20 protein-coding genes and 1 other RNA gene are annotated in these 18,542 nt (G+C 70.7%); 8 read left to right on the top strand and 13 right to left on the bottom strand.

The window, feature by feature from the left end; all coding sequences use genetic code 11:
* Positions 1–13: 13 nt before the first annotated feature.
* A complete protein-coding gene (gene clpP, locus CYAGR_RS02955; RefSeq protein ID WP_015108279.1) occupies positions 14–604 on the bottom strand; it encodes an ATP-dependent Clp endopeptidase proteolytic subunit ClpP in 591 nt (196 codons plus the stop codon).
* A 95-nt stretch (positions 605–699) separates the two neighbouring features.
* Between clpP and psb29 the strand changes: the two genes are divergently transcribed.
* The gene (gene psb29 / locus CYAGR_RS02960) at positions 700–1,395 is read left to right on the top strand and encodes a photosystem II biogenesis protein Psp29 (RefSeq protein ID WP_015108280.1); all 696 of its coding nucleotides are present in this window, start codon (positions 700–702) and stop codon (positions 1,393–1,395) included.
* Here the strand turns inward: psb29 and CYAGR_RS02965 are convergent.
* From CYAGR_RS02965 to petN, 3 genes are all read right to left on the bottom strand, one after another.
* On the bottom strand, positions 1,358–2,758 hold the full coding sequence (locus CYAGR_RS02965) for a hypothetical protein (RefSeq protein ID WP_015108281.1): 1,401 nt from the start codon (positions 2,756–2,758) through the stop codon (positions 1,358–1,360). The genes psb29 and CYAGR_RS02965 overlap by 38 nt on opposite strands.
* A 194-nt stretch (positions 2,759–2,952) precedes the next feature.
* Positions 2,953–3,117 (bottom strand): hypothetical protein, encoded by a 165-nt coding sequence (locus tag CYAGR_RS18105; protein ID WP_015108282.1) that lies wholly within the window; start codon positions 3,115–3,117, stop codon positions 2,953–2,955.
* On the bottom strand, positions 3,095–3,196 hold the full coding sequence (gene petN, locus CYAGR_RS16840) for a cytochrome b6-f complex subunit PetN (RefSeq protein ID WP_015108283.1): 102 nt from the start codon (positions 3,194–3,196) through the stop codon (positions 3,095–3,097). The genes CYAGR_RS18105 and petN overlap by 23 nt, the downstream gene beginning before the upstream one ends.
* A 63-nt stretch (positions 3,197–3,259) precedes the next feature.
* On the opposite strand from petN, the gene clpS reads away from it, so the two are divergent.
* Complete coding sequence (gene clpS, locus CYAGR_RS02970; protein WP_043325364.1) at positions 3,260–3,553, top strand: ATP-dependent Clp protease adapter ClpS; 294 nt, start codon at positions 3,260–3,262, stop codon at positions 3,551–3,553.
* 9 nt (positions 3,554–3,562) lie between these two features.
* Positions 3,563–3,838 carry a DUF2103 domain-containing protein gene (locus CYAGR_RS02975; protein ID WP_015108285.1) on the top strand — a complete coding sequence of 92 codons (276 nt, stop codon included), beginning with the start codon at positions 3,563–3,565 and terminating at the stop codon, positions 3,836–3,838.
* Here CYAGR_RS02975 and CYAGR_RS02980 read toward each other — a convergent pair.
* From CYAGR_RS02980 to CYAGR_RS02990, 4 genes are all read right to left on the bottom strand, one after another.
* Positions 3,783–4,232: a hypothetical protein gene (locus CYAGR_RS02980; protein WP_156818369.1), complete on the bottom strand. Its 450-nt coding sequence runs from the start codon at positions 4,230–4,232 to the stop codon at positions 3,783–3,785. The genes CYAGR_RS02975 and CYAGR_RS02980 overlap by 56 nt on opposite strands.
* Before the next feature lie 61 nt (positions 4,233–4,293).
* Positions 4,294–4,476, bottom strand: a non-coding RNA gene (gene ssrS / locus CYAGR_RS16845) — 6S RNA.
* 6 nt (positions 4,477–4,482) lie between these two features.
* Positions 4,483–5,805, bottom strand: a complete 1,323-nt coding sequence (locus CYAGR_RS02985; RefSeq protein ID WP_015108287.1) for a 5-(carboxyamino)imidazole ribonucleotide synthase — start codon at positions 5,803–5,805, stop codon at positions 4,483–4,485.
* A gap of 28 nt (positions 5,806–5,833) precedes the next feature.
* Entirely contained in the window at positions 5,834–6,730 is an 897-nt protein-coding gene (locus CYAGR_RS02990; protein ID WP_015108288.1) for a carbohydrate ABC transporter permease, read from the bottom strand.
* A gap of 82 nt (positions 6,731–6,812) precedes the next feature.
* On the opposite strand from CYAGR_RS02990, the gene recQ reads away from it, so the two are divergent.
* The 3 genes from recQ (at position 6,813) to CYAGR_RS03005 (ending at position 11,039) form a co-directional block, all read left to right on the top strand.
* Positions 6,813–8,636, top strand: coding sequence for a DNA helicase RecQ (gene recQ, locus CYAGR_RS02995; RefSeq protein WP_015108289.1), 1,824 nt, complete (start codon positions 6,813–6,815; stop codon positions 8,634–8,636).
* A 27-nt stretch (positions 8,637–8,663) separates the two neighbouring features.
* Positions 8,664–9,803, top strand: a complete 1,140-nt coding sequence (gene aroB, locus CYAGR_RS03000) for a 3-dehydroquinate synthase (protein WP_015108290.1) — start codon at positions 8,664–8,666, stop codon at positions 9,801–9,803.
* 138 nt (positions 9,804–9,941) lie between these two features.
* Positions 9,942–11,039, top strand: coding sequence for a DUF4912 domain-containing protein (locus CYAGR_RS03005; protein WP_015108291.1), 1,098 nt, complete (start codon positions 9,942–9,944; stop codon positions 11,037–11,039).
* A gap of 191 nt (positions 11,040–11,230) precedes the next feature.
* On the opposite strand, the gene CYAGR_RS03010 is transcribed toward CYAGR_RS03005, so the two are convergent.
* Positions 11,231–12,409 carry a class I SAM-dependent methyltransferase gene (locus tag CYAGR_RS03010; RefSeq protein WP_015108292.1) on the bottom strand — a complete coding sequence of 393 codons (1,179 nt, stop codon included), beginning with the start codon at positions 12,407–12,409 and terminating at the stop codon, positions 11,231–11,233.
* 89 nt (positions 12,410–12,498) lie between these two features.
* Here CYAGR_RS03010 and CYAGR_RS03015 point away from each other — a divergent pair, with 89 nt between their 5' ends.
* Positions 12,499–13,362 carry a TPM domain-containing protein gene (locus CYAGR_RS03015; protein ID WP_015108293.1) on the top strand — a complete coding sequence of 288 codons (864 nt, stop codon included), beginning with the start codon at positions 12,499–12,501 and terminating at the stop codon, positions 13,360–13,362.
* Positions 13,363–13,364: 2 nt separating this feature from the next.
* On the opposite strand, the gene CYAGR_RS03020 is transcribed toward CYAGR_RS03015, so the two are convergent.
* The 3 genes from CYAGR_RS03020 to CYAGR_RS03030 form a co-directional block, all read right to left on the bottom strand.
* Entirely contained in the window at positions 13,365–14,111 is a 747-nt protein-coding gene (locus CYAGR_RS03020; RefSeq protein ID WP_015108294.1) for a glycoside hydrolase family 24 protein, read from the bottom strand.
* 300 nt (positions 14,112–14,411) lie between these two features.
* Entirely contained in the window at positions 14,412–15,512 is a 1,101-nt protein-coding gene (locus tag CYAGR_RS03025; protein ID WP_015108295.1) for a hypothetical protein, read from the bottom strand.
* Positions 15,506–16,381 (bottom strand): TIGR04168 family protein, encoded by an 876-nt coding sequence (locus CYAGR_RS03030; protein WP_015108296.1) that lies wholly within the window; start codon positions 16,379–16,381, stop codon positions 15,506–15,508. The genes CYAGR_RS03025 and CYAGR_RS03030 overlap by 7 nt, the downstream gene beginning before the upstream one ends.
* A 68-nt stretch (positions 16,382–16,449) precedes the next feature.
* Here CYAGR_RS03030 and nadA point away from each other — a divergent pair, with 68 nt between their 5' ends.
* Positions 16,450–17,415, top strand: coding sequence for a quinolinate synthase NadA (nadA, locus tag CYAGR_RS03035; protein WP_043326297.1), 966 nt, complete (start codon positions 16,450–16,452; stop codon positions 17,413–17,415).
* Between the two features lie 34 nt (positions 17,416–17,449).
* Here the strand turns inward: nadA and CYAGR_RS03040 are convergent, their stop codons facing one another.
* Complete coding sequence (locus tag CYAGR_RS03040; RefSeq protein WP_043325366.1) at positions 17,450–18,535, bottom strand: class I fructose-bisphosphate aldolase; 1,086 nt, start codon at positions 18,533–18,535, stop codon at positions 17,450–17,452.
* Positions 18,536–18,542: the final 7 nt, after the last annotated feature.

Consider the following 18,542-nt stretch of genomic DNA (forward strand, 5'->3'; position numbering starts at 1 on the left):
GGGCGGCAGGGGCTCAGACGGGGCGAACAGGCCGCTTCTCGATCACCTTGTCGATCAGGCCGTAGGCCATCGCTTCGGCCGGGGACATGAAGAAATCCCGGTCGGTGTCGATCTGGATGCGCTCCAGATCCTGCCCGGTCCGGCTCGCCAGTTCGCGGTTGAGCTTGTCCTTCAGATAGAGAATCTCGTCGGCCTGGATGCGGATGTCGCTGGCCTGGCCCCGGGCCCCGCCGAGGGGCTGGTGGATCATGATTCGGGAATGGCTGAGGCTGCTGCGCTTGCCCTTAGCGCCGGCGCAGAGCAGGAAGGCACCCATGCTGGCCGCCAGGCCCACGCAGACGGTCTGCACATCGGGTTTAATGTGCTGCATCGTGTCAAAGATGCCGAGTCCGTCGTAAACAGAACCGCCGGGGGAATTGACATAGAGGAAGATATCCTTTTCAGGATCTTCGGCCTCCAGAAACAGCAGCTGGGCCACCACGCGGTTGGCAGACTCCGCCGTTACCGGTTCGCCGAGGAAGATGATCCTCTCGCGCAGCAGGCGGGAATAGATGTCGAAGGCTCTTTCACCGCGACCCGACTCCTCGATGACGATCGGGATCATGGGCTCCAGACAGGCGATTGAAACGATCCTACCCAGCCGCCGATCGGGTCGAGTGCCTGCAGCGCTAAGGTCGCTGCAACGAAGAATCCATCCGCGTGAGCGCTGCTCTCACCGTCGCCGACAGCAAGCGCGCCTTCCACGGCGCCTTCCCCCATGTCATCAGTCCCCTCTACCGGCGCATGGTCGACGAACTGCTGGTGGAGCTCCACCTGCTGAGCCGTCAGAAGGGCTTCCAGATTGATGCCCTGTTCGCCGTCGGACTCATCCAGGTGTTCGATGGCTTTGCCCGGGGCTACCGCCCCGAGGCCCAGAAGGGCCCCCTTTTCCAGGCCCTGTGCGCCTCCTCCGGCTTCGATGGCCCCGACCTGCGCCGCCAGTGCCAGGAAGCGCTGGCCGCCATGGGACGCCACAGCCAGGCCGAGGTGCGCCAGTGGATCGAAAGCCAGGGGGCGGGGGCCCCGGCGCCGGTGGCCACCGCCCTGGCCGGCATCCGCCGGCCCGACTTCCACTACTCGCGTCTGATGGCCGTCGGCCTGCTGGCCCTGCTGGAGCAGGCCCTGGCCGACGACGCCATGGAACCCCAGGCCCTGCGCCAGCTGGCCCATGAGATCGGCGAGTCGATGGGCCTGCTGCGCGACCGTCTCGATAAGGACCTCGCCCTCTACGCCAGCAACCTGGAGAAGATGTCCATGGCCGTCGAGCTCATGGAGGAAACGGTGGCCGCCGAGCGGCGGCGGCGCGAGCGCCAAGCCGTCAGCGGCTCACCTGAAGGCGTCCCTTCAGCCAGCTGAGCCCATCGGCTCCGGTGGCCGTTGTGCCGGGAACGGCCTCCATCCACAACTGATCGGCACGGCGCACCAGCTCCGGCAGGGGTTCGGGGAGCAGGCCCAGCTGGTCAAGCCCCCGGGGTCGGACCCGCAACCACAGCTCGCCGCTGGCCGGGGCGCTCGCCCCTCTGGTGGTCATGGCCTGCCAGCGGCCCGGCACCGGACCGAGGAACAGCAGCAGCTGGGGTGCTGGTCCCCCCTCGCCGATCCAGCGCCATCCCCCCAGCACCACGCCGTCCTGCCGGCTCCAGGTGGCGGCCACCGCCTGGGATGCGGCCGTGGCGGGGCCAGCCTCCAGCCCCTGGGCCTGCAGGGCCCGGGCCAGACCCTGAAGCAGCTGGCGCCAGCCCTGGCGGTCGGCCCCCACCGCCACCTGGAGCTCGAGCGAAGCCTGGAAAGCACCGGAGGGCTGGGGCTGGAGACGCAGCCGGAAGGGGGAACGCCGCAGCAGGGCGAGCCCCTTGGTGTCGATGCCGTAGCGGGCTGCCAGGGGATCGCGGATCAGCTGCCGGGTCAGAAGGCCACGGAACAGCTGCTCGAGGGAGGAGCCCTGAAGCTCCAGCAGAAGGTCGGCGGGCAGCGGCGGCCGGGAGGTGGGCGGCAGGTCCGGGATCCTCAGGCGGCCCGCCGGGCCGGTGGAGGCGGGGCGGTCGGAGGCTTCGCCTTGCCAGCGCACCTCCGAGCCCTCCAGTGACAGGGAGAAGCAACCCTCCTGGTAGGCCTCCAGCAGGGGGGCCAGGGGCCCCACCAGCGCCCCGAGGCCGGAGGCGTTCCAGAAGACCCCCTGACCGCTCTCCAGCCGGGGCAGGCAGGTGCTGAACAGTCCGCGGCCGGCCCGCTGGTCCGGCCGCAGCTGGTCCTGCAGCAGGCGCCGGGAGAGGGGGTCCGGTGCCACCACCAGCAGGTTCCCCACCCGCAGGCCCTGGGCCGGCAGGGGCCGCTGGGCCCCGGCGGCGGCGTTCTCCTGCACCACCAGGTAGGCGCCCCCATCGGTGTGCGGCCCCCAGAACTGCCACCAGGTGCGGCGCTGCTCGCGCCACAGCCGGCGGCCCGCTGCCTCGCCGAGGCGGTCACGCCAGAGGGCCGGAACCGCCCGCTCCGGGCTGGCGGGGAAGCTCTGCAGCAGGCTGCTCACCGCCATCAGCTGCTCAAGTCCCTGGGCGCGGGGCCGGGGCCAGCGCCACAGGGTGAGGCTGGGCAGCAGCAGCAACAGCAGCAGGGTGACCGTGGTGAGCGGCAGGGGCAGCGGCCCAGGCAGCCCCCGGGGTAGCCGGGGCAGGGCCGGTGCCATCAGCGAGCGGCGCAGACGATGGATCGGGCGGTTCATGGAATCGCCGGCGGGGTGGAGCCAGGGAGGGAGAGACGCGGCTGCCGGCCCCAGGGCCGCTCCTTCATCGGTGGTGACCCTGCGGCAAACGGGCGTCAGCGAACGGTGGCGATGGCCTGGCCACCAGCGGGGGGGGAATCAGCAACAGAAGCCCATCGGCCCCCCTCACGCCGGGGCCGCCGCAGCGTCTCCCATCAGCGGTTCCGGCCTTCGCTGGAGCGGCGCCGACGCTTGTCGCGCCATTCGACGGTGGAGAGATAGATCACGCCCACACTCACGAAGAGCAGCAGGGCAGAGGCCAGGCCCGCCAGCAGGGTGGTGGTGGGGAAGGCCAGATCAGAAACCGATGCTGTTGTCACCGTTGCGGCCCCACACCACCATGGCGATCGAGAAAGTGAAGATGGCCGCAAGGGCGGACCAACCAAGGGTGATCAACATCGGGCCCGGTTCAAGACTCCCGGCATGTTACCTACGCTGGGGACCGGCAGCCGCTGCAGGCCCATGGTCGTCGCCCCCTCGAGAAGTCCCGCACCGATCGCCCAGCGCCGGTCCGCGCCCTACCCCAGTGTCAACGTGATCGTGCTCGACGACGACGTCAACACGTTTCAGCACGTGGTCGCGGTGCTCGTGCGCCATCTGCCCGGCATGCAGCCCGACCGGGCCTGGGAGCTGGCCCACCGCATCGATGGCGAGGGATCTGCGGTGGTCTGGAGCGGACCGCTCGAGCAGGGGGAGCTGTACCACCAGCTGCTCTCCGCCGAAGGTCTGACCATGGCTCCCCTGGGCCACGGCTGAGCAGCACCCATGGCCCGGCTGGTGATCACCCACAGCACCTACGTGGAGGGCCTGATCCCGTTGCTCAGGCGGCTGGCGACCCTGCCGGAGATCGACACGATCACCCCGGCAGTGATCACCCGGGTCAGGGGCCGCAGCGTCGGCCTGCGGCTGCGGGTGTCGACCCCGATCACCGGGGGCCACAAGCTGCTGGCCCGCCGGGGCAGCACGGCCCAGGAGGTGTTCGTGGTCACCCGGCTGAGCCGGGATCAGCTGCAGGAGGAGCTGGATCGGCTGACGAACTGAGCAGGCTGGTGGGGGCCACCCGTTCGTAGACGGCCGGGGTGCCAAAGCGGCCGTAGGCACCGCTGTCGCGAAACCAGTTCGCCCCTTCCACCACCTGCAGATCGCTGGGGTGGAGACCCCAGCGGCGCTCCAGATAGGCCGCGGCAGCGGCCGCATCGAAGCGGGGCTGGCCCCAGGCCACGATCGCCAATGCCAGGGCCCGGATCCGCAGGGCACCGGCGGGACTTTCCTGGATCTCCTCCTCCAGCAGGAAGGTGCGGAACTCGCCCGTCGCCTCCCCTTCCAGGGGGTACTTCTGCAGATACAGCGCCCGGGCCCGGGGGAACACCGGACCCGGGGCACGGGCGAGCAGGCGCTCGAAGGCCTGCTGGAAGCTCGAAGGCTCGCTGTTCACGGCGGCGGGGCGACGTGTCCCCAGCATGCCGGCCCGGGTGCGATCGGGATGGGGTGAAAAGGGGTGGACCGCCGTGCCGTCTTGCCCCAGTGTTCGACCTGGATGAACCAGAAGGGGAGTCAGGGGCGGGGCTTCGTTTCCGGCAATGAAGCCGGTCTACGTTGCCGTCGCTGAAGACTCCCCGTGTCGAAAGGGAGTCAGATCAGAAAACTGTGAAAGGCAGTCACCAACACAGCAGTCCAGATGCATCCTAGGCGGGTTGGTGGGGGAGCGGCCAGATGGCCCGCACCTCGGCCAACAGGCGCTGCCGTTCCAGTTCCCGCTTTTCTGCGGTTCGGCCCTGCAGAAGCAGGGTCAGGTGGCCCAGCTTGCGACCCACCCCTCCGCCCCGCTTGCCGTACCAGTGCAGGTGGGCGTCCGGGAGGGCCTCCAGTGCCCGGCGTCGCGCCAGCTGGTCGTCATCACCGGCCTCCGGCGCCAGCAGGTTGACCATCAGCGCCCCGGGCACCACGGCCTCGGTGGCCCCCATCGGCAGACCGGCGACGATCCGCACCTGCTGGGCGAACTGGCTGGTGCGGCAGGCCTCGATCGTCAGATGGCCGGAGTTGTGGGTGCGGGGGGCCAGCTCGTTGACCTGCAACCCCGAGGGCCCGTAGAAGAACTCGATCGACAGCACCCCCACGTAATCCAGGGCGGTGAGCAGGGAGGCGGCCACGTTGCGGGCGAACACCTCCACCCGGTGGTCCACCGGTGCGGGGAAGAGAACCCAGTCGCAGACACGGCGGTGCTGGTGGGTCTGCACCAGGGGGTAACAGGCCACCTGCCCCTGTCGGTCGCGGCAGGCCACGATCGCCAGTTCCCGCTCGAAGGCCACCAGCTCCTCGAGGATCCAGTCGTCCGGCTCGACGCGATCCAGCAGCTGCTCCAGCTCCCCCAGGTCGGCCACCGGCACCGTGCCCCGGCCGTCGTAGCCGCCCCGGCTGGCCTTGGCCATCAGGGGAAAGCGGAAGCCGTCGGGGAGGCGCGGCACCGCCGGCGCCTGCAGCGGGCTCGGTGGGCCCGCCGGCGGCAACCCATCCGTATCGCCGCCCGGGGAGAGCGGAAGCTCCGGCTGGAGCACATCGGCCAGGGGACACCAGCGGGGGGCGGGCAGATGCAGATCGCCGAGCAGCCGCCGCTGGCCCGCCTTGCTGACCAGGGGCTGGAGGGCGTCGAGATCCGGCAGGAATCGCAGCCCGGGCCCCTCCAGGCCCCGCAGATCCTCGAGCGGGATCCACTCGTTCTCGAAACTGATGGCGCCGCAGCGGCCCGCCAGCTCCCGGGTGGCGTTCACGTCATCGACCGGCGCCAGCACCACACTGGCGGCGGCACGGGTGGCCGGATCCTCGGCGCCGGGCGTCTGCACATGCAAGGCGACACCGAGGTCCCGGGCGGCCTCCGCCAGCATCCAGGCGAGCTGGCCACCGCCGACGATGCCGATGGAATCGAGCGGTGCCGGCGTGGCCTGGGAAAGGGGGTCCGCGATGGTCTGCACCCTGGGGTCGGTGGCTCGGAGCGGAAACCAGCCTGCCATCAGGGCGTCGCAGCACCCCGGCGGGGGATCACTGGAGCGGATTGTCGGCGGCGAAGGCGTAGCGCAGCAGGCTGAGCAGCAGCACGATCAGGAACAGGGCCAGCCCCACGGTGCAGGCGTAGCTGATCTCCAGCTCGGAAAAGGCCTGGTCGTACACGTAATACACAATCGTGCGGGTGCTGTCGGCCGGCCCCCCCTGGGTCATCAGGTAGACCTCCTCAAACACCTTGGTGGCCCCGATCGCCGAGATCACCGCCACCAGCGTGATGTAGGGCCTCAGCAGGGGCAGGGTGATGTCCAGATGGCGGCGCCAGCCCTCGCTGCCATCGAGGGCCGCCGCCTCGTAGAGATCGGCGGAGATCCCCTGCAGGCCGGCCACGAAGATGACCATGTAGTAGCCGAGGCCCTTCCAGAGGGTCACGAGCATCACCGAGGGCAGGGCCAGGCCGGTGGAGGTGAGGAAGCCGATCGGCGAGAAGCGATCCCCCAGCAGGGCGCCGAGCCAGCCGTTGACCAGGCCGTTCTCGGCGTAGAGCCAGCGGAAGGCGATCGCCGCCACCACCAGCGACACCAGCACCGGGGTGTAGAAGGCACCGCGGAACGCGTGGATCCCCGGCAGCTGGCGGTTGACCAGCACCGCCAGGGCCAGGGATCCGAGCACGATCGGCGGCACCACCCCCACCAGATAAAGGAAGGTGGTGCCCGTGACCCGCAGCAGCATCGGGTCGGCCAGCAGGCGGCGGAAGTTGGCCAGGCCCACGAAGGTGAGCGGCTCGCCCACATCCAGACCGGTGCGGGTGAAGCTGATCACCAGGGCCATCGCCGCCGGGATCAGCACCGAGACGGCGAGCAGCACCAGGGCGGGGGTCAGGAACGCCCAGGCGGAGCGGGTGGCTGCCGGTGCGGCGGGGGTGGGTGGGGCCATGGGGGCATCCTGCCGGAGCCGGGGCGATGCACAATCGGAACCGAGGCAGGAGCCCCCCGGTGCCGCCCGATTCCCATTCCCCATGACGCCGACGCCCAAGCAGGTGCTGCGGGAGGTCTTCGGCTACGACGCCTTCCGCGGCCCCCAGGCCGCCATCGTCGAGCACGTCTGCTCCGGGGGGTCGGCCCTGGTGCTGATGCCCACCGGTGGCGGCAAGTCGCTCTGCTATCAGATCCCGGCCCTCTGCCGGCCGGGCACGGCGGTGGTGGTCTCACCCTTGATCGCCCTGATGCAGGACCAGGTGGGGGCCCTGCGGCAGGCGGGCGTGCGGGCGGCCGCACTCCATTCGGCCGAGAGCGCCGCCTCGGCCGCCGCCACCTGGCGGGAGCTGCAGGCCGGCGGGCTGGATCTGCTCTACGTGTCGCCGGAGCGGCTGCTGAACGGTGACCTCATCGAGCGGCTCGCCGACCTGCCCCTGGCCCTGTTCGCCATCGATGAAGCCCACTGCGTCTCCCAGTGGGGCCACGATTTCCGTCCCGAGTACCTGCAGCTGGCAGTGCTCGCGGAGCGCTTCAGGGCCGTTCCCCGCATCGCCCTCACCGCCACCGCCGATCCCCGCACCCGCTCCGAGATCGTGGCGCGCCTGGGCCTGGAGCAGGCAGCGGTGTTTCTGGCCAGCTTCGATCGGCCCAACATCCGTTACCTGCTGCGGGACAAGAGCGACCCGAAGCGCCAGCTGCTGGAGTTCCTCGCCAGCCAGCGGGGCCACGCCGGCATCGTCTACGCCCGCTCCCGCAAGCGGGTGGAGGAGTTCGCAGCCCTGATCAAGGCCGAGGGGCATGACGCCCTGCCGTACCACGCCGGGCTGGCGGCGGACACACGCAGCGCCGCTCTGGAGCGCTTCCGTCACGGCAGCGGCGTGATCGTGGTGGCCACCATCGCCTTCGGCATGGGCATCGACAAGCCCGACGTGCGCTTCGTGGCCCATGTCGACCTGCCCAAGAGCCTGGAGGCCTACTACCAGGAGACGGGCCGGGCGGGCCGCGATGGGTTGCCGGCGATTGCCTGGATGGTGCACGGCGCCGCTGACGTGCCACCGCTGCGTCGCTTCATCGAGGAGTCCGACGCCGAACCGGCCCAGAAACGCATCGAGCACGGCCGGCTCGATTCCTTGATCGGTTTCGCCGAGACCTCCGGCTGCCGCCGCCGGATCCTGCTCGACTATCTGGGCGAAACAGGCAGTGCCGACTGCGGCAACTGCGACGTCTGCCTGGAGCCGAACCAGGGGGTGGACGTGACCGAGCCGGCGCGGAAGGCCCTCTCGGCCGTCTACCGCACCGGCGGCCGCTTCGGCGCCGCCCACCTGGTGGACGTGCTGCTGGGGGGGGACACCGCCCGGGTCCGCAGCCTCGGCCATGACCGGCTGGGGGTGTACGGGATCGGCAGGGAACTGGACCGGCTCCAGTGGCGCAGCCTGTTCCGCCAGCTCACCGCCAGGGGGTACCTGGTGGCGGCCGCCGATGGCCATGGCGGCCTGGAGTTCGGCCCCGATGCGCTGGTGCGGCCGCTGCTGCGGGGCGAGTCCCGCCTCGAGATCCGGCTGCCGCCGCCGGCCCGGGAGCGGCGTGGGCGCGCCTCCGGGGGAGCCGCAACGCCCGCGGCCGGCGCGGAGTCCGCCGATCCGGAACTCCTGGCGGCCCTGAAGGCCTGGCGGCTGGAGCAGGCCCGGCAGCAGCGCCTGCCCCCCTACGTGGTCTTTCATGACCGCACCCTGGTGGCCATCGCCGAACGCCGTCCCACCAGCCTCGACGAGCTCGCCGGCCTCACCGGCATCGGCACCGCCAAGCTCGCCAGCTACGGGGAGGCGGTGCTGGAGGTGGTCCGGCGCCTCTCGCCCCAGGCCTAGCCTCGGTCCACCCTCGCCCCTTCGTCCGTGCCGCAGGAGTACCGCACCATCACGGTGTCCCTCGCTGCCGATCCTTACCCGATCCTGATCGGTGAGGGCCTGCTCGGGGGCCTCGGTTCGTTCCTGCTCGAACGGGGAATCCAGAGCGGCACCCGGGTGCTGATGGTGACGAACCCCGATGTGGACGCGTTCCACGGGGCCCGGGCGCTGCAGAGCCTGGAGGCCTCCGGCTTCGTGGTGCGGACGCTGGTGATCGAGGCCGGTGAGGAACAGAAGACCCCCGCCACGGTGGCGGCCATCCACGACGCCGCCTTCGCCCACCGCCTGGAGCGGAGCTCCCTGATCGTCGCCCTCGGCGGCGGTGTGGTGGGGGACATGGCCGGCTTCGCCGCCGCCACCTGGCTGCGGGGCATCGCCGTGGTGCAGGTGCCCACCACCCTGCTGGCGATGGTGGATGCGGCCATCGGCGGCAAGACCGGCGTGAACCATCCCGGCGGCAAGAACCTGATCGGCGCCTTCCACCAGCCGAAGCTGGTGCTGATCGATCCCCTGGTGCTGGGGACCCTTCCGGAACGGGAGTTCCGGGCCGGCATGGCGGAGGTGATCAAGTACGCCGTCATCGGCGACGGGATCCTGTTCCGGGATCTGGAGGCGGCCGCCGAGCGGGATCCCAGCGGGGGCCTGGCCAGCCGGGACGCCCTCGGCCCGGTGCTGCTGCAGCGGCTGTTGGAACGTTCCGCCGCCGCCAAGGCCCGCGTCGTGGCGGCTGACGAACGGGAAGGGGGATTGCGGGCGATCCTCAATTACGGACACACCCTGGGGCATGCGGTGGAGAACCTCAGCGGCTACGGCACCTGGCTGCACGGCGAGGCCGTGGGCCTGGGCATGCTGGCGGCCGGTGACATCGCCGTGGCCATGGGGCTCTGGAGCCAGGCCGATCAGGACCGCCAGCGACGTCTGATCGCCGCCGCCGGTCTGCCCATGGACTGGCCGGCCCTGGATCCCGAGGCGGTGCTGGCTTCCCTGCAGGCCGACAAGAAGGTGCGTCAGGGGAAGGTGCGTTTCGTCCTGCCCACCGGTGTGGGGTCGGTCACGATCCGTGATGACGTCGATCCCGCCACGATCCAGGCCACCCTGGCGGTCGCCACTTCGATCGGCGCCCCCTGACACAGGGGCCCGCTGCGGCCCCCTCCTGCGGGCCAGGGGGCCGGGGAGAGGGGCTCAAAGGTGGTCTTTCGCTGACAGGGAAGGCGCGGACCCCTCGGATCGGAGACCATCACCGCAAGGTTTTCTTCAGCACGGCCCATGAGCCTTCGTCCCAGCCGGTTCAAAGACATCCTGAGCCAGCCCCTGCGACGACTCGGTGCCCTCGCCAGAACCGTCGGGCTCGGGGGCCCACAGGAGACCGCCGACCCCGACCCATCCGCCGCCCCCGCGGAGGAGCCCCCATCGTCGTCGGCGCCGGCACAGGCGTCCTCCATACCTGAGCCCGCGCCCCAGGAGCCCGGCAGCGGTGCCAGCTGGGTGGCCTTCATTCCCCGCGATCCCCAGTGGTCCCAGGTGCGCTGGTTCATCGAGCCGGCCGACCGGAAGCGGGCCCAGGCCGAGGGAGCCACCCAGCTGTGCCTGCGCGTCGCCGACGTCACCGGGCTCGATGGGGGGTCCACCCATCCCCACACCCTCCAGGAGGTGGTGGTCGACAGCCAGGCCAGTGAGTGGTATCTGCCGGTGCCCCTGTCCGGCCGCGACTACCGGGTGGAACTGGGCTTCCGCAAGGGCGGCAGCGGCGGTTGGATCTCCCTGGCCTTTTCCGCCACCGCCCATGTGCCGGAGCTGGACGGTCCGGCCCTGACCACGCCCGATCCCTTCGTGGCTTTCTCCATGCCTCCCGCCGCCGAACCGGCACCGGGAGCCGCGCCGGCCGGCGAGATCGTCAACGATCTGCACGAACGGCTCTACCAGAGCGCCACCAGCCCCTGGCGGCGGCTGGGCCGCGGCTCGGAGGCCTTCCACGAGATCGATTCCGCCGCCGGCCTGCACGGGGCGGGCGGTGTCCTGTCCGACTCCGGCGCGGGTCCCTGGGCCTCCGGCCGCAGCGGTTCCGGCATCGGTGGGGTGGCCCCCCGGCAGCGTTCCTTCTGGCTGGTGGCCGATGCCGAGCTGATTGTCTATGGAGCCACCGACCCCTCAGCCCGCCTGAGTATCGGCGGTGAGGTCGTTCCCCTCTCCGCCGATGGCACCTTCCGGCTCCAGGTGCCCTTCCGCGATGGTCAGCAGTTCTACCCGATCGAGGCGCTGGCGGCCGATGGGGAACAGAAGCGCAGCATCACCATGGAGTTCCGCCGCACCACCCCCCAGGCCAACGTCAATCCCCGCGAAGAGGCCCAGTCGGAGTGGTTCTGACCGGCCTCCGTGGCTCTCCCGCACCGGCTCTGTGCCGATCGTGATGCTGGCGATCTCACCGGACTTTTCTCGGCGCCTGAAGGTTGGAGCAGGACTACGCCAGCCAACCTGTGGGATGGAACGGTGCCGGAGGGTGAAACGCTGCCCGGAGGGCGAAATGCTGCGTTGAGGGGCGGCGCTGCCCCCCGGGATCAGACCGAGGGTGGACTCAGGAACAGCGGTTCCATACCTGGGGTTGGCGGTTCCCCGTCGCGGCGCAGGGCGATCCAGCGGAACTCACCGAGCCCGGCCGGATCCACCAGCCGCAGCAGGGTCTCCCTGCGCTGAAGGAGCTGCGCCAGCGGCGTACCGCTCTCCCGCTGGAGCCCGTGCAGACGCTGGGCCAGACCGAGGGCCAGCAGGGCTTCGCCCTGGCGGCAGACGCCCTGGGGCTGCCAGCCACCGGCCCGGGCGGCGACCTCCAGGCTCTCCAGGCAGAGGTGGGCGGTCAGGTCCCACTGGCCCGGCTCCCGCAGCGGGTCGTCGCTGGCCCTCTGGCGGCGGTAGGCCATCAGGGTGCCGTTGCTGCGCTGGGGCGCGTAGTAACGACGGGCCTCGTGGGCGTAGTCGATCACCAGCAGCCAGCCCTGGGCAAGGGCTCCGGCGCAGGCGGCCAGCCAGGGGGCCAGACCGGGATGGAGCTCGCTGCACCAGCCCTCGGGGCGACGTCCATCGAGGGGCAGCAGTCCGAGATCGGCCAGCGATGCCAGCATTGCGCCGGACACGGGCTCACCGGCCTCTAGCCGGAGACCGTCGTCCTCCAGCACGACCCGTTGGCGGCACCAGCCTTCACCCCGGCGCTCGATCCTCTCCACGGCCAGGGCGTCAAGCACTTCGTGGGCCAACACCACCCCGCGCCGCGGGGCATCTGCCAGGGTCCGAAGGTCGGCCCAGCGCACAGGCAGGGGGCAGCTGGCGAGGCGGTGGCGCTGCCGCTCGGCCATGCCGGCATTCGGCTCGACGAGCACCAGCTCGGTGCGCCCGGCCAGGGAGGGCCAGCCCGTATGGAGCGCCTCGGCCAGCTGCTGGGCCAGCTGTCCCTCTCCCGGGCCGGTCTCCACCAGGGTCAGGGATTCATCAGCGGGGAGCAGGGCCAGCCACTGGGCCACCTGGGGGGCCAGCAGCCGGGCGAACTCCTCCCCCAGGGAGGGGGCCGTGGCGAAGTCACCCCCTGGGCCGATCTGGAGCCGGCCGCTGCCGTAGGCGCCATGGTCCGGGTCGTGCAGGGCCCAGTCCATGTAGTCGAGGAACGGCACCGAGCCCCCCGCCGCTCGCAGTCGCTGAGCCAGCCAGGCGGGAACCGCCGGGAAGCCAGGGGAGGGAGGGATCACGCGGCGTCGGGGCGACTCGGTGAGAATGCTGACCGATGGACGACGGAACGATGGCGATGGCGGCAGCGACGGCACCGATAGCGGCTGCGATGGCGGCTCAGCAACCGCACCGGGATGGGCAGCAGCGGCGCGGCGTCCTGGCGCGGCGGCTCGGGGCCGCCCTGGCCGGCGTCTGCCTCGTGCTCGTCACCTGGCTGCTGCCGGGCTCCGTCGGACCTGCCCTGGCGGCGGACAACCCCCAGCTGCTGCCCGATCACCCCACCCCGGTGATCGACCTGGCCAAGGCCCTCACCGACGGCGAACGGGGGGCCCTGGAGAGCGAACTGGAGGAGTTCGAAGCCACCAGCGGCTGGAAGCTGCGGGTGCTGACCCAGTACGAGCGCACCCCCGGCCTGGCGGTCAAGGGCTTCTGGGACCTCGATGAGCGCAGCCTGCTGCTGGTGGCCGATCCCCGCGGAGGCAACCTGCTGAACTTCAACGTGGGTGAGGCCCTGTTCGCCCTGATGCCCCGCACCTTCTGGGTAGAACTCCAGACCCGCTACGGCAACCAGTTCTACGTGCGGGACCACGGGGAGGACGGTTCGATCCTCTCCGCCATCCATGCCGTGAAGGGGTGCCTGGCCATCGGCGGCTGCCAGGTGGTTCCCGGCCTGCCCCAGGAGCAGTGGATCCTGACGTTGTGCACCTCGATCCTGGGGGGCCTGATCGTCGGGTTCGCCGCCTTCCCCCGCCAGGAAGGTCGCCGGGTGGAATGGACCTGGGTGCTGCTGCTCTCACCCCTGTGGGTGATTCTGTTCGTCGCCCTGGGCATGGGACCGATCATCACCCGTACCCACGACGTGCTGCCCCTGCTGCGCAACGTTCTGGGCTTCCTCGGGGCGGCGGTGCTGGCCTACCTGATCGCCCAGAAGACGCTCGGCGGTGTGCGGCTGGAGGGTAAGGGGGAGGGCTGAGATCAGGGAGCCGGGGTGCTGACGCGCTCCAGCTGACAGGACAGGCTGGCGTCGTTGCAGACCGGGGGCACCTGGCGGATGGCCACGTCCTCCCAGACGGTGGCCTCCTCCCTGCGCAGCTGGGCCAGGTTCTGCTCGTAGAAGCGGCGCAGGTCGTTGAGGCGTTTCACCGGCTGCCCGTAGAAGCTGCGGCCGGCCAGGGTGGGGAAGGAGGCCCACTCGGGCGCCAGGCGGGCCGCCAGATCGGGGGTCAGCTCGCCGCGGTCGGCCAGGTGCAGGGCACCGCGACGCTGCACCAGAAACAGGGCGGCCTGGTCCTGGGACTCGGGACCGAAGTCGGCGACGCCGAGGGCCCGGGTGACCATGTCCCAGGTGAAGGGCATGAACTGGTAGGCCCCGGCGGCGGCACTGGCGTAGCGGGCCGTGCGCATGACCCGGTTGGGATGGCGCTCGAGGGAGTCGAACAGGCTGCCGCCGAAGAGGATCCGGTAGCCGATCTCATGGCCATTGGCCCAGGTGCCCTCGGCGTAGCGGATCGTGTTGAGCAGGGCACGCCGCTCGGGGGTGATGGCAAACACCCGGGGCGCGGCCGGCAGCGGCGTGAGCATCGCGACCCGGGTGGAGTCGGCGGCGGTGGCGGTGCTGCCCCCCCAGGCCAGGGAGCCCTCGGCGGCCCTGACCGGCCCGGCCAGGCTCAGACCCAGTCCGGCGAGGGCAAGAAGCAGGGGGGTGCGCTGGAGGTTCGGCAAGAGAAGAGGTCGTGAAGGACAAGTGGGGGAAGACCTGTTGCAGGGACAACAGAGTCAATCCGGCTTGATGTGCTTGGTGTGACCAGGTCTTCTGGAGAACGGCAACAGGAAGAACCAGTGATCCCGGGACGGAGAAAGTGAATTCATGTCGCCGTGAGTTGGCGGTAATTTGCCGATGAATCAGCAGAATCGATTCCTTATTTGTGACGGTCGAATAACTGTCTACTGGTATCAAGAATGACGTTTTGCATTCCGGTTACTGCCAGGGACTGATTTCTTCCGGATTCAATGAACAGATGATCAAATCCTGAAGCCCTGCCCCATAGGCAGTGCTGATCGTCCCTCCAGCCAGGAGACGAGCGTCTCCGCGGCGGCGGCGGCCCCGTCGACCGCCAGCGGGCCGTGCCGGGGGGGGAGCAGGGGCAGATCCAGCTCCCAGTCGCCACAGCGGAAGGCCTCCTGGCTCAGCAGCCGATGCCAGCCGTGGTTGCGCAGGTCTTCCTCCAGCACCGGTGCCTCGGCGAAGCCGATCCGGTGCACCAGATGGATGCCCACCCCCTGGCTGAAGGCCTCGCAGAAGCTGCTGTAGCCGGGCTTGGTGATCAGCCGTCCGGCCAGGGGCATCAGGTCGAGGGGGCGCACCCCCGGTGGCAGACAGCGGCCATTGGGCACCGTGGCCAGCAGCGGCTCCGGTCCGATGAAGACATGCTCGGGCCAGCGGGCCAGCAGCGCCGGGTCGATCGCCAGGCCGAGGCCGCCGAAGCTGACCAGCACCACCCGCTCCCACTCCGCCGGCAGGGCCAGGTCCCGGGCCAGTCGCGCCGGGTCGAGTCGGGGCCGGGAGCTGGTCAGGCCCAACCGCACCTCTGGCACCCCCCAGTCCATCGGCAGGGACAGGGGGCAATGGAGCAGCAGATCCCCCTGGCCATAGAGCTGCCGGTGCCGCTCGACCCAGGGCCGGAAGGCCGGGCCCATGGGGGCATGGATCGCATCCCAGCCGAAGCTGGCCAGCCACACGAGAGGCGCCTCCAGCCGGCGGGCCAGCAGGGCCGCCGCCGGCGGCACGTCCCCCAGCACCAGAACCGGCTGTCGCTGGGCCTCCAGCCAGCAGGCCTCGCGCTCCACCAGCGCCGGCAGCTCCTCCTCCAGCCGCTCGAGGGCCGTCAGGGTGGCGGCCGGATCGGCACCGAGGGCATCGGCCTGGATCACCCCCACATCCCAGCGGCAGGGACGCACCTCGAAGGGCACAAGTCCGAAGGAGAGCTTCAGAAAGGCCGGCGGCAAGCCGGTGGAGAGCACCAGCCGCCAGTCGGGCCGTAGGGCGGCGAGTTCGCAGAGCACCGAGGCTGTGCGGGATCCGTGGCCGAAGCCATGGCTGCTGACGCAGGCGTGAATCAGCAAGGGCTGAGCACTCCCGCCGCCGGCAGGGCCGCCGTCCAGAGGGTCTGCTCGTAATGGAGGGCGCCGTCGATGCCGTACCAGCGGTGGCTGATGTGGCGCAGATCGCCGTCGGAGAAGACGACCCAGCTGAAGTGGCGCAGGGCGCGGCCCTGCTGATCCACGCCATGGCGGGGCACGCAGGCGGTGTTCAGGAAGGCGGTGCCCTGGGCGTCGCGGCGGAAGCTGAGCCGTTCCCCCTGGTGATGGCAGAGGGCGTGGTGCATGTGGCCGAACACCACCAGCGGCAGCCGGCGGCGGCGGCGGATCTGGTCCACCGCCAGGGCCAGATCCTGATCCCCCCAGTCACAGGCGGGGGCTTTCCAGTCGCGGCCACAGGGGTCGTCCACCTGGGTGCCCAGGCCGCTGGGGCCGGAATGGGCCAGCAGGATCAGGGGCAGCTGGGGATCGGCCGCCAGGGCCGCCCGGCTGATGCGCTCGGCGGACTCCTGCAGGCCCACCGGTCCGTAGACCGATCGCACCGCCTTCGAGAGGTGGAAGCCGCCGCCGGCGGTGCCGGGACGGGCGCCCACCACGGCCAGCCCGGGGGGACGCAGCTCCCTCAGACCCCAGCCGCAGTGCCGCTCCCCGAGCAGCTCCAACTGGCGGCGCAGGGTGCGGCCACTGCCGTCCTTGCCCGCATCGTGGTTGCCCAGGACGCAGGCGATCGGCAATTCCAGGGTGGCGAGCAGTTCGGGAATGCGGCACTTGCCGTCGCTGAGGTCGCCCACCAGCAGCAGGGCATCCGGACGGATCCGATCCAGCACGTCGTGGTCACTGCGATCCCACTGGTCGTGCAGATCCCCCGCGATGGCGATGTTCAGCTCAGCCAATACCGACCGCTTCCTAGAGTGGGATCATCGTGCATGAGAAGGGGCATCGGTTGGTCTTCACGCAGACGCTGACCCACACGCCCCAACCCAGCCCCGAGGCCTGCCCGCCCGGTGCTGAGCTGCCCGCTGCGATCGAAACGCTCAAGGACGAGCGCAACGCCATCATCCTGGCCCACTACTACCAGGACGACGCCATCCAGGACTGCGCCGATTTCATCGGTGACTCCCTCGAGCTCTCCCGTCGCGCCGCCAGCACCGACGCCGAGGTGATCGTCTTCTGCGGCGTCCACTTCATGGCGGAGACCGCCAAGATCCTCAACCCGGGCCGCACGGTGCTGCTGCCCGACCTGGAGGCCGGCTGCAGCCTGGCCGACGCCTGTCCGGCCGATGCCTTCGCCGATTTCCGCCAGCGCCACCCGGACCATGTCGTGGTGAGCTACATCAACTGCTCCGCGGCGGTGAAGGCCCAGAGCGACCTGATCTGCACCAGCAGCAACGCGGTTCACCTGGTGCAGCAGCTGCCGGCCGATCGCCCGATCCTGTTCGCCCCCGACCAGAACCTGGGGCGCTGGGTGGCCCGCCAGAGCGGCCGGGAGCTCACCCTCTGGCCCGGCAGCTGCATCGTCCACGAAACCTTCAGCGAGCAGGCCCTGCTCCGCCTGCGCCAGGAACACCCCGAGGCCGAGGTGATCGCCCATCCGGAGTGTCAGCAGCACCTGCTTGATCTGGCCGACTTCATCGGCTCCACCAGCAAGCTGCTGCAGCGCACCCAGACCAGCCCGGCCCCCTCCTTCATCGTGCTCACCGAGCCGGGCATCCTCCATCAGATGCGGCGGCGGGCACCGGAGAAGATCTTCCATGAAGTCCCAGGGGCCGACGGCTGCAGCTGCAACGCCTGCCCCTACATGCGGCTGAACACCCTGGAGAAGCTGTGGCGGTGCCTGCACACCATGGCGCCGGCGATCGAGCTCGACGAGGAGATCCGCCGGCGGGCCCTGGTGCCGATCGAGCGCATGCTGGCGATGAGCGCCTGAGGGGCCGACCCGGACCCCTGGACTCGGCAGCGGCTCAGTAGCTGTAGTTGGCCACGAACAGCGAGCCGGCATCGCCGGAGGCTTCGGAGCCGGCCACATAGGCCCCGCGGGCGGCCGCGCCGTTGGCCCGGGCGCGGGCCAGCAGGGCCGCCTGGCCCGCCGCCGTGTCGTTCCCCTTCCATTCACTGAGGCAGGAGTGCTGCAGGGCCCGGCCGTAGGAGAAACCCAGGTGCCAGGGGGCCTCCGGGTCGGCGGCATGGATGGCCGAGAGCAGGACGCTGGCCTCCTCCTCCCCCAGTCCCCCCGAGAGGAACAGGATCGCCGGCACGGCCGGTGGCACGCTGCGGCGCAGGGTGCGGACGGTGTAGGCCGCCACCTGGGCGGCGCCGGGACGGTCGGGGCCTTCGGCGCCGGGCAGGGTCATCGAGGGTTTGAGCAGGGTGCCCTCCAGGAACACGCCGTTGCGGCCGAGGGCCTCGTAGACGCTGCGCAGCACCCATTCCTGCACCGCCGCGGTGGTGAGGATGTCGTGGTCGCCGTCCATCAGGATCTCCGGCTCCACGATCGGCACCAGGCCCTCCTCCTGGGACGTGCGGGCGTAGCGGGCCAGTCCCCAGGCGTTCTCGCGCACGCACAGCTCCGAGGGGCAGCCGTCGGCGCTGATGCGCAGCACGGCCCGCCATTTGGCGAAGCGGGCACCGCGGGCGTAGGCCAGGGCCGCCCGCTCCTGCAGTCCGCGGAGGCCCGTGCACCAGGTCTCGCCGGCCAAGCCGCCGGCCAGGGGCTCGACGCCGAGATCCAGCTTGATCCCGACCACCAGCCCCTGCTCCTTGAAGAGATCGACGATCGATCCGGCCGGCCGGCCCGGGATCGGGGCCGCCTCCTGGTAGAGGGTTTCCTCGTAGAGGATCACGCCGCTGATCGTCTCGCCGAGTCCGGGGGTGGTGGCCAGCAGGGTGCGGTAGGCGCGGCGGTTCTCCTCGCTGTTCTCGAGCCCGATCGCCGCGAAGCGCTTGCCGATCGTGCCGGTGGATTCGTCCGCCGCCAGCAGGCCGCTGCCCGGTCGGGCGAGGGCGGCCGCGGTGGCTTCCAGCTCCTCGCGATGGGTGTCGAGTGACATCGGGCCC

Source organism: Cyanobium gracile PCC 6307, from assembly GCF_000316515.1.
Taxonomy (GTDB): domain Bacteria; phylum Cyanobacteriota; class Cyanobacteriia; order PCC-6307; family Cyanobiaceae; genus Cyanobium; species Cyanobium gracile.

What these genes read in the sequence shown, in the direction of transcription:
- clpP (WP_015108279.1), bottom strand. Translation starts at nt 604, where the DNA reads ATGATCCCGATCGTCATCGAGGAGTCGGGTCGCGGTGAAAGAGCCTTC.
- CYAGR_RS02965 (WP_015108281.1), bottom strand. Translation starts at nt 2,758, where the DNA reads ATGAACCGCCCGATCCATCGTCTGCGCCGCTCGCTGATGGCACCGGCC.
- petN (WP_015108283.1), bottom strand. Translation starts at nt 3,196, where the DNA reads ATGTTGATCACCCTTGGTTGGTCCGCCCTTGCGGCCATCTTCACTTTC.
- clpS (WP_043325364.1), top strand. Translation starts at nt 3,260, where the DNA reads ATGGTCGTCGCCCCCTCGAGAAGTCCCGCACCGATCGCCCAGCGCCGG.
- CYAGR_RS02975 (WP_015108285.1), top strand. Translation starts at nt 3,563, where the DNA reads ATGGCCCGGCTGGTGATCACCCACAGCACCTACGTGGAGGGCCTGATC.
- CYAGR_RS02985 (WP_015108287.1), bottom strand. Translation starts at nt 5,805, where the DNA reads ATGGCAGGCTGGTTTCCGCTCCGAGCCACCGACCCCAGGGTGCAGACC.
- CYAGR_RS02990 (WP_015108288.1), bottom strand. Translation starts at nt 6,730, where the DNA reads ATGGCCCCACCCACCCCCGCCGCACCGGCAGCCACCCGCTCCGCCTGG.
- recQ (WP_015108289.1), top strand. Translation starts at nt 6,813, where the DNA reads ATGACGCCGACGCCCAAGCAGGTGCTGCGGGAGGTCTTCGGCTACGAC.
- CYAGR_RS03005 (WP_015108291.1), top strand. Translation starts at nt 9,942, where the DNA reads ATGAGCCTTCGTCCCAGCCGGTTCAAAGACATCCTGAGCCAGCCCCTG.
- CYAGR_RS03015 (WP_015108293.1), top strand. Translation starts at nt 12,499, where the DNA reads ATGGCGGCTCAGCAACCGCACCGGGATGGGCAGCAGCGGCGCGGCGTC.
- CYAGR_RS03040 (WP_043325366.1), bottom strand. Translation starts at nt 18,535, where the DNA reads ATGTCACTCGACACCCATCGCGAGGAGCTGGAAGCCACCGCGGCCGCC.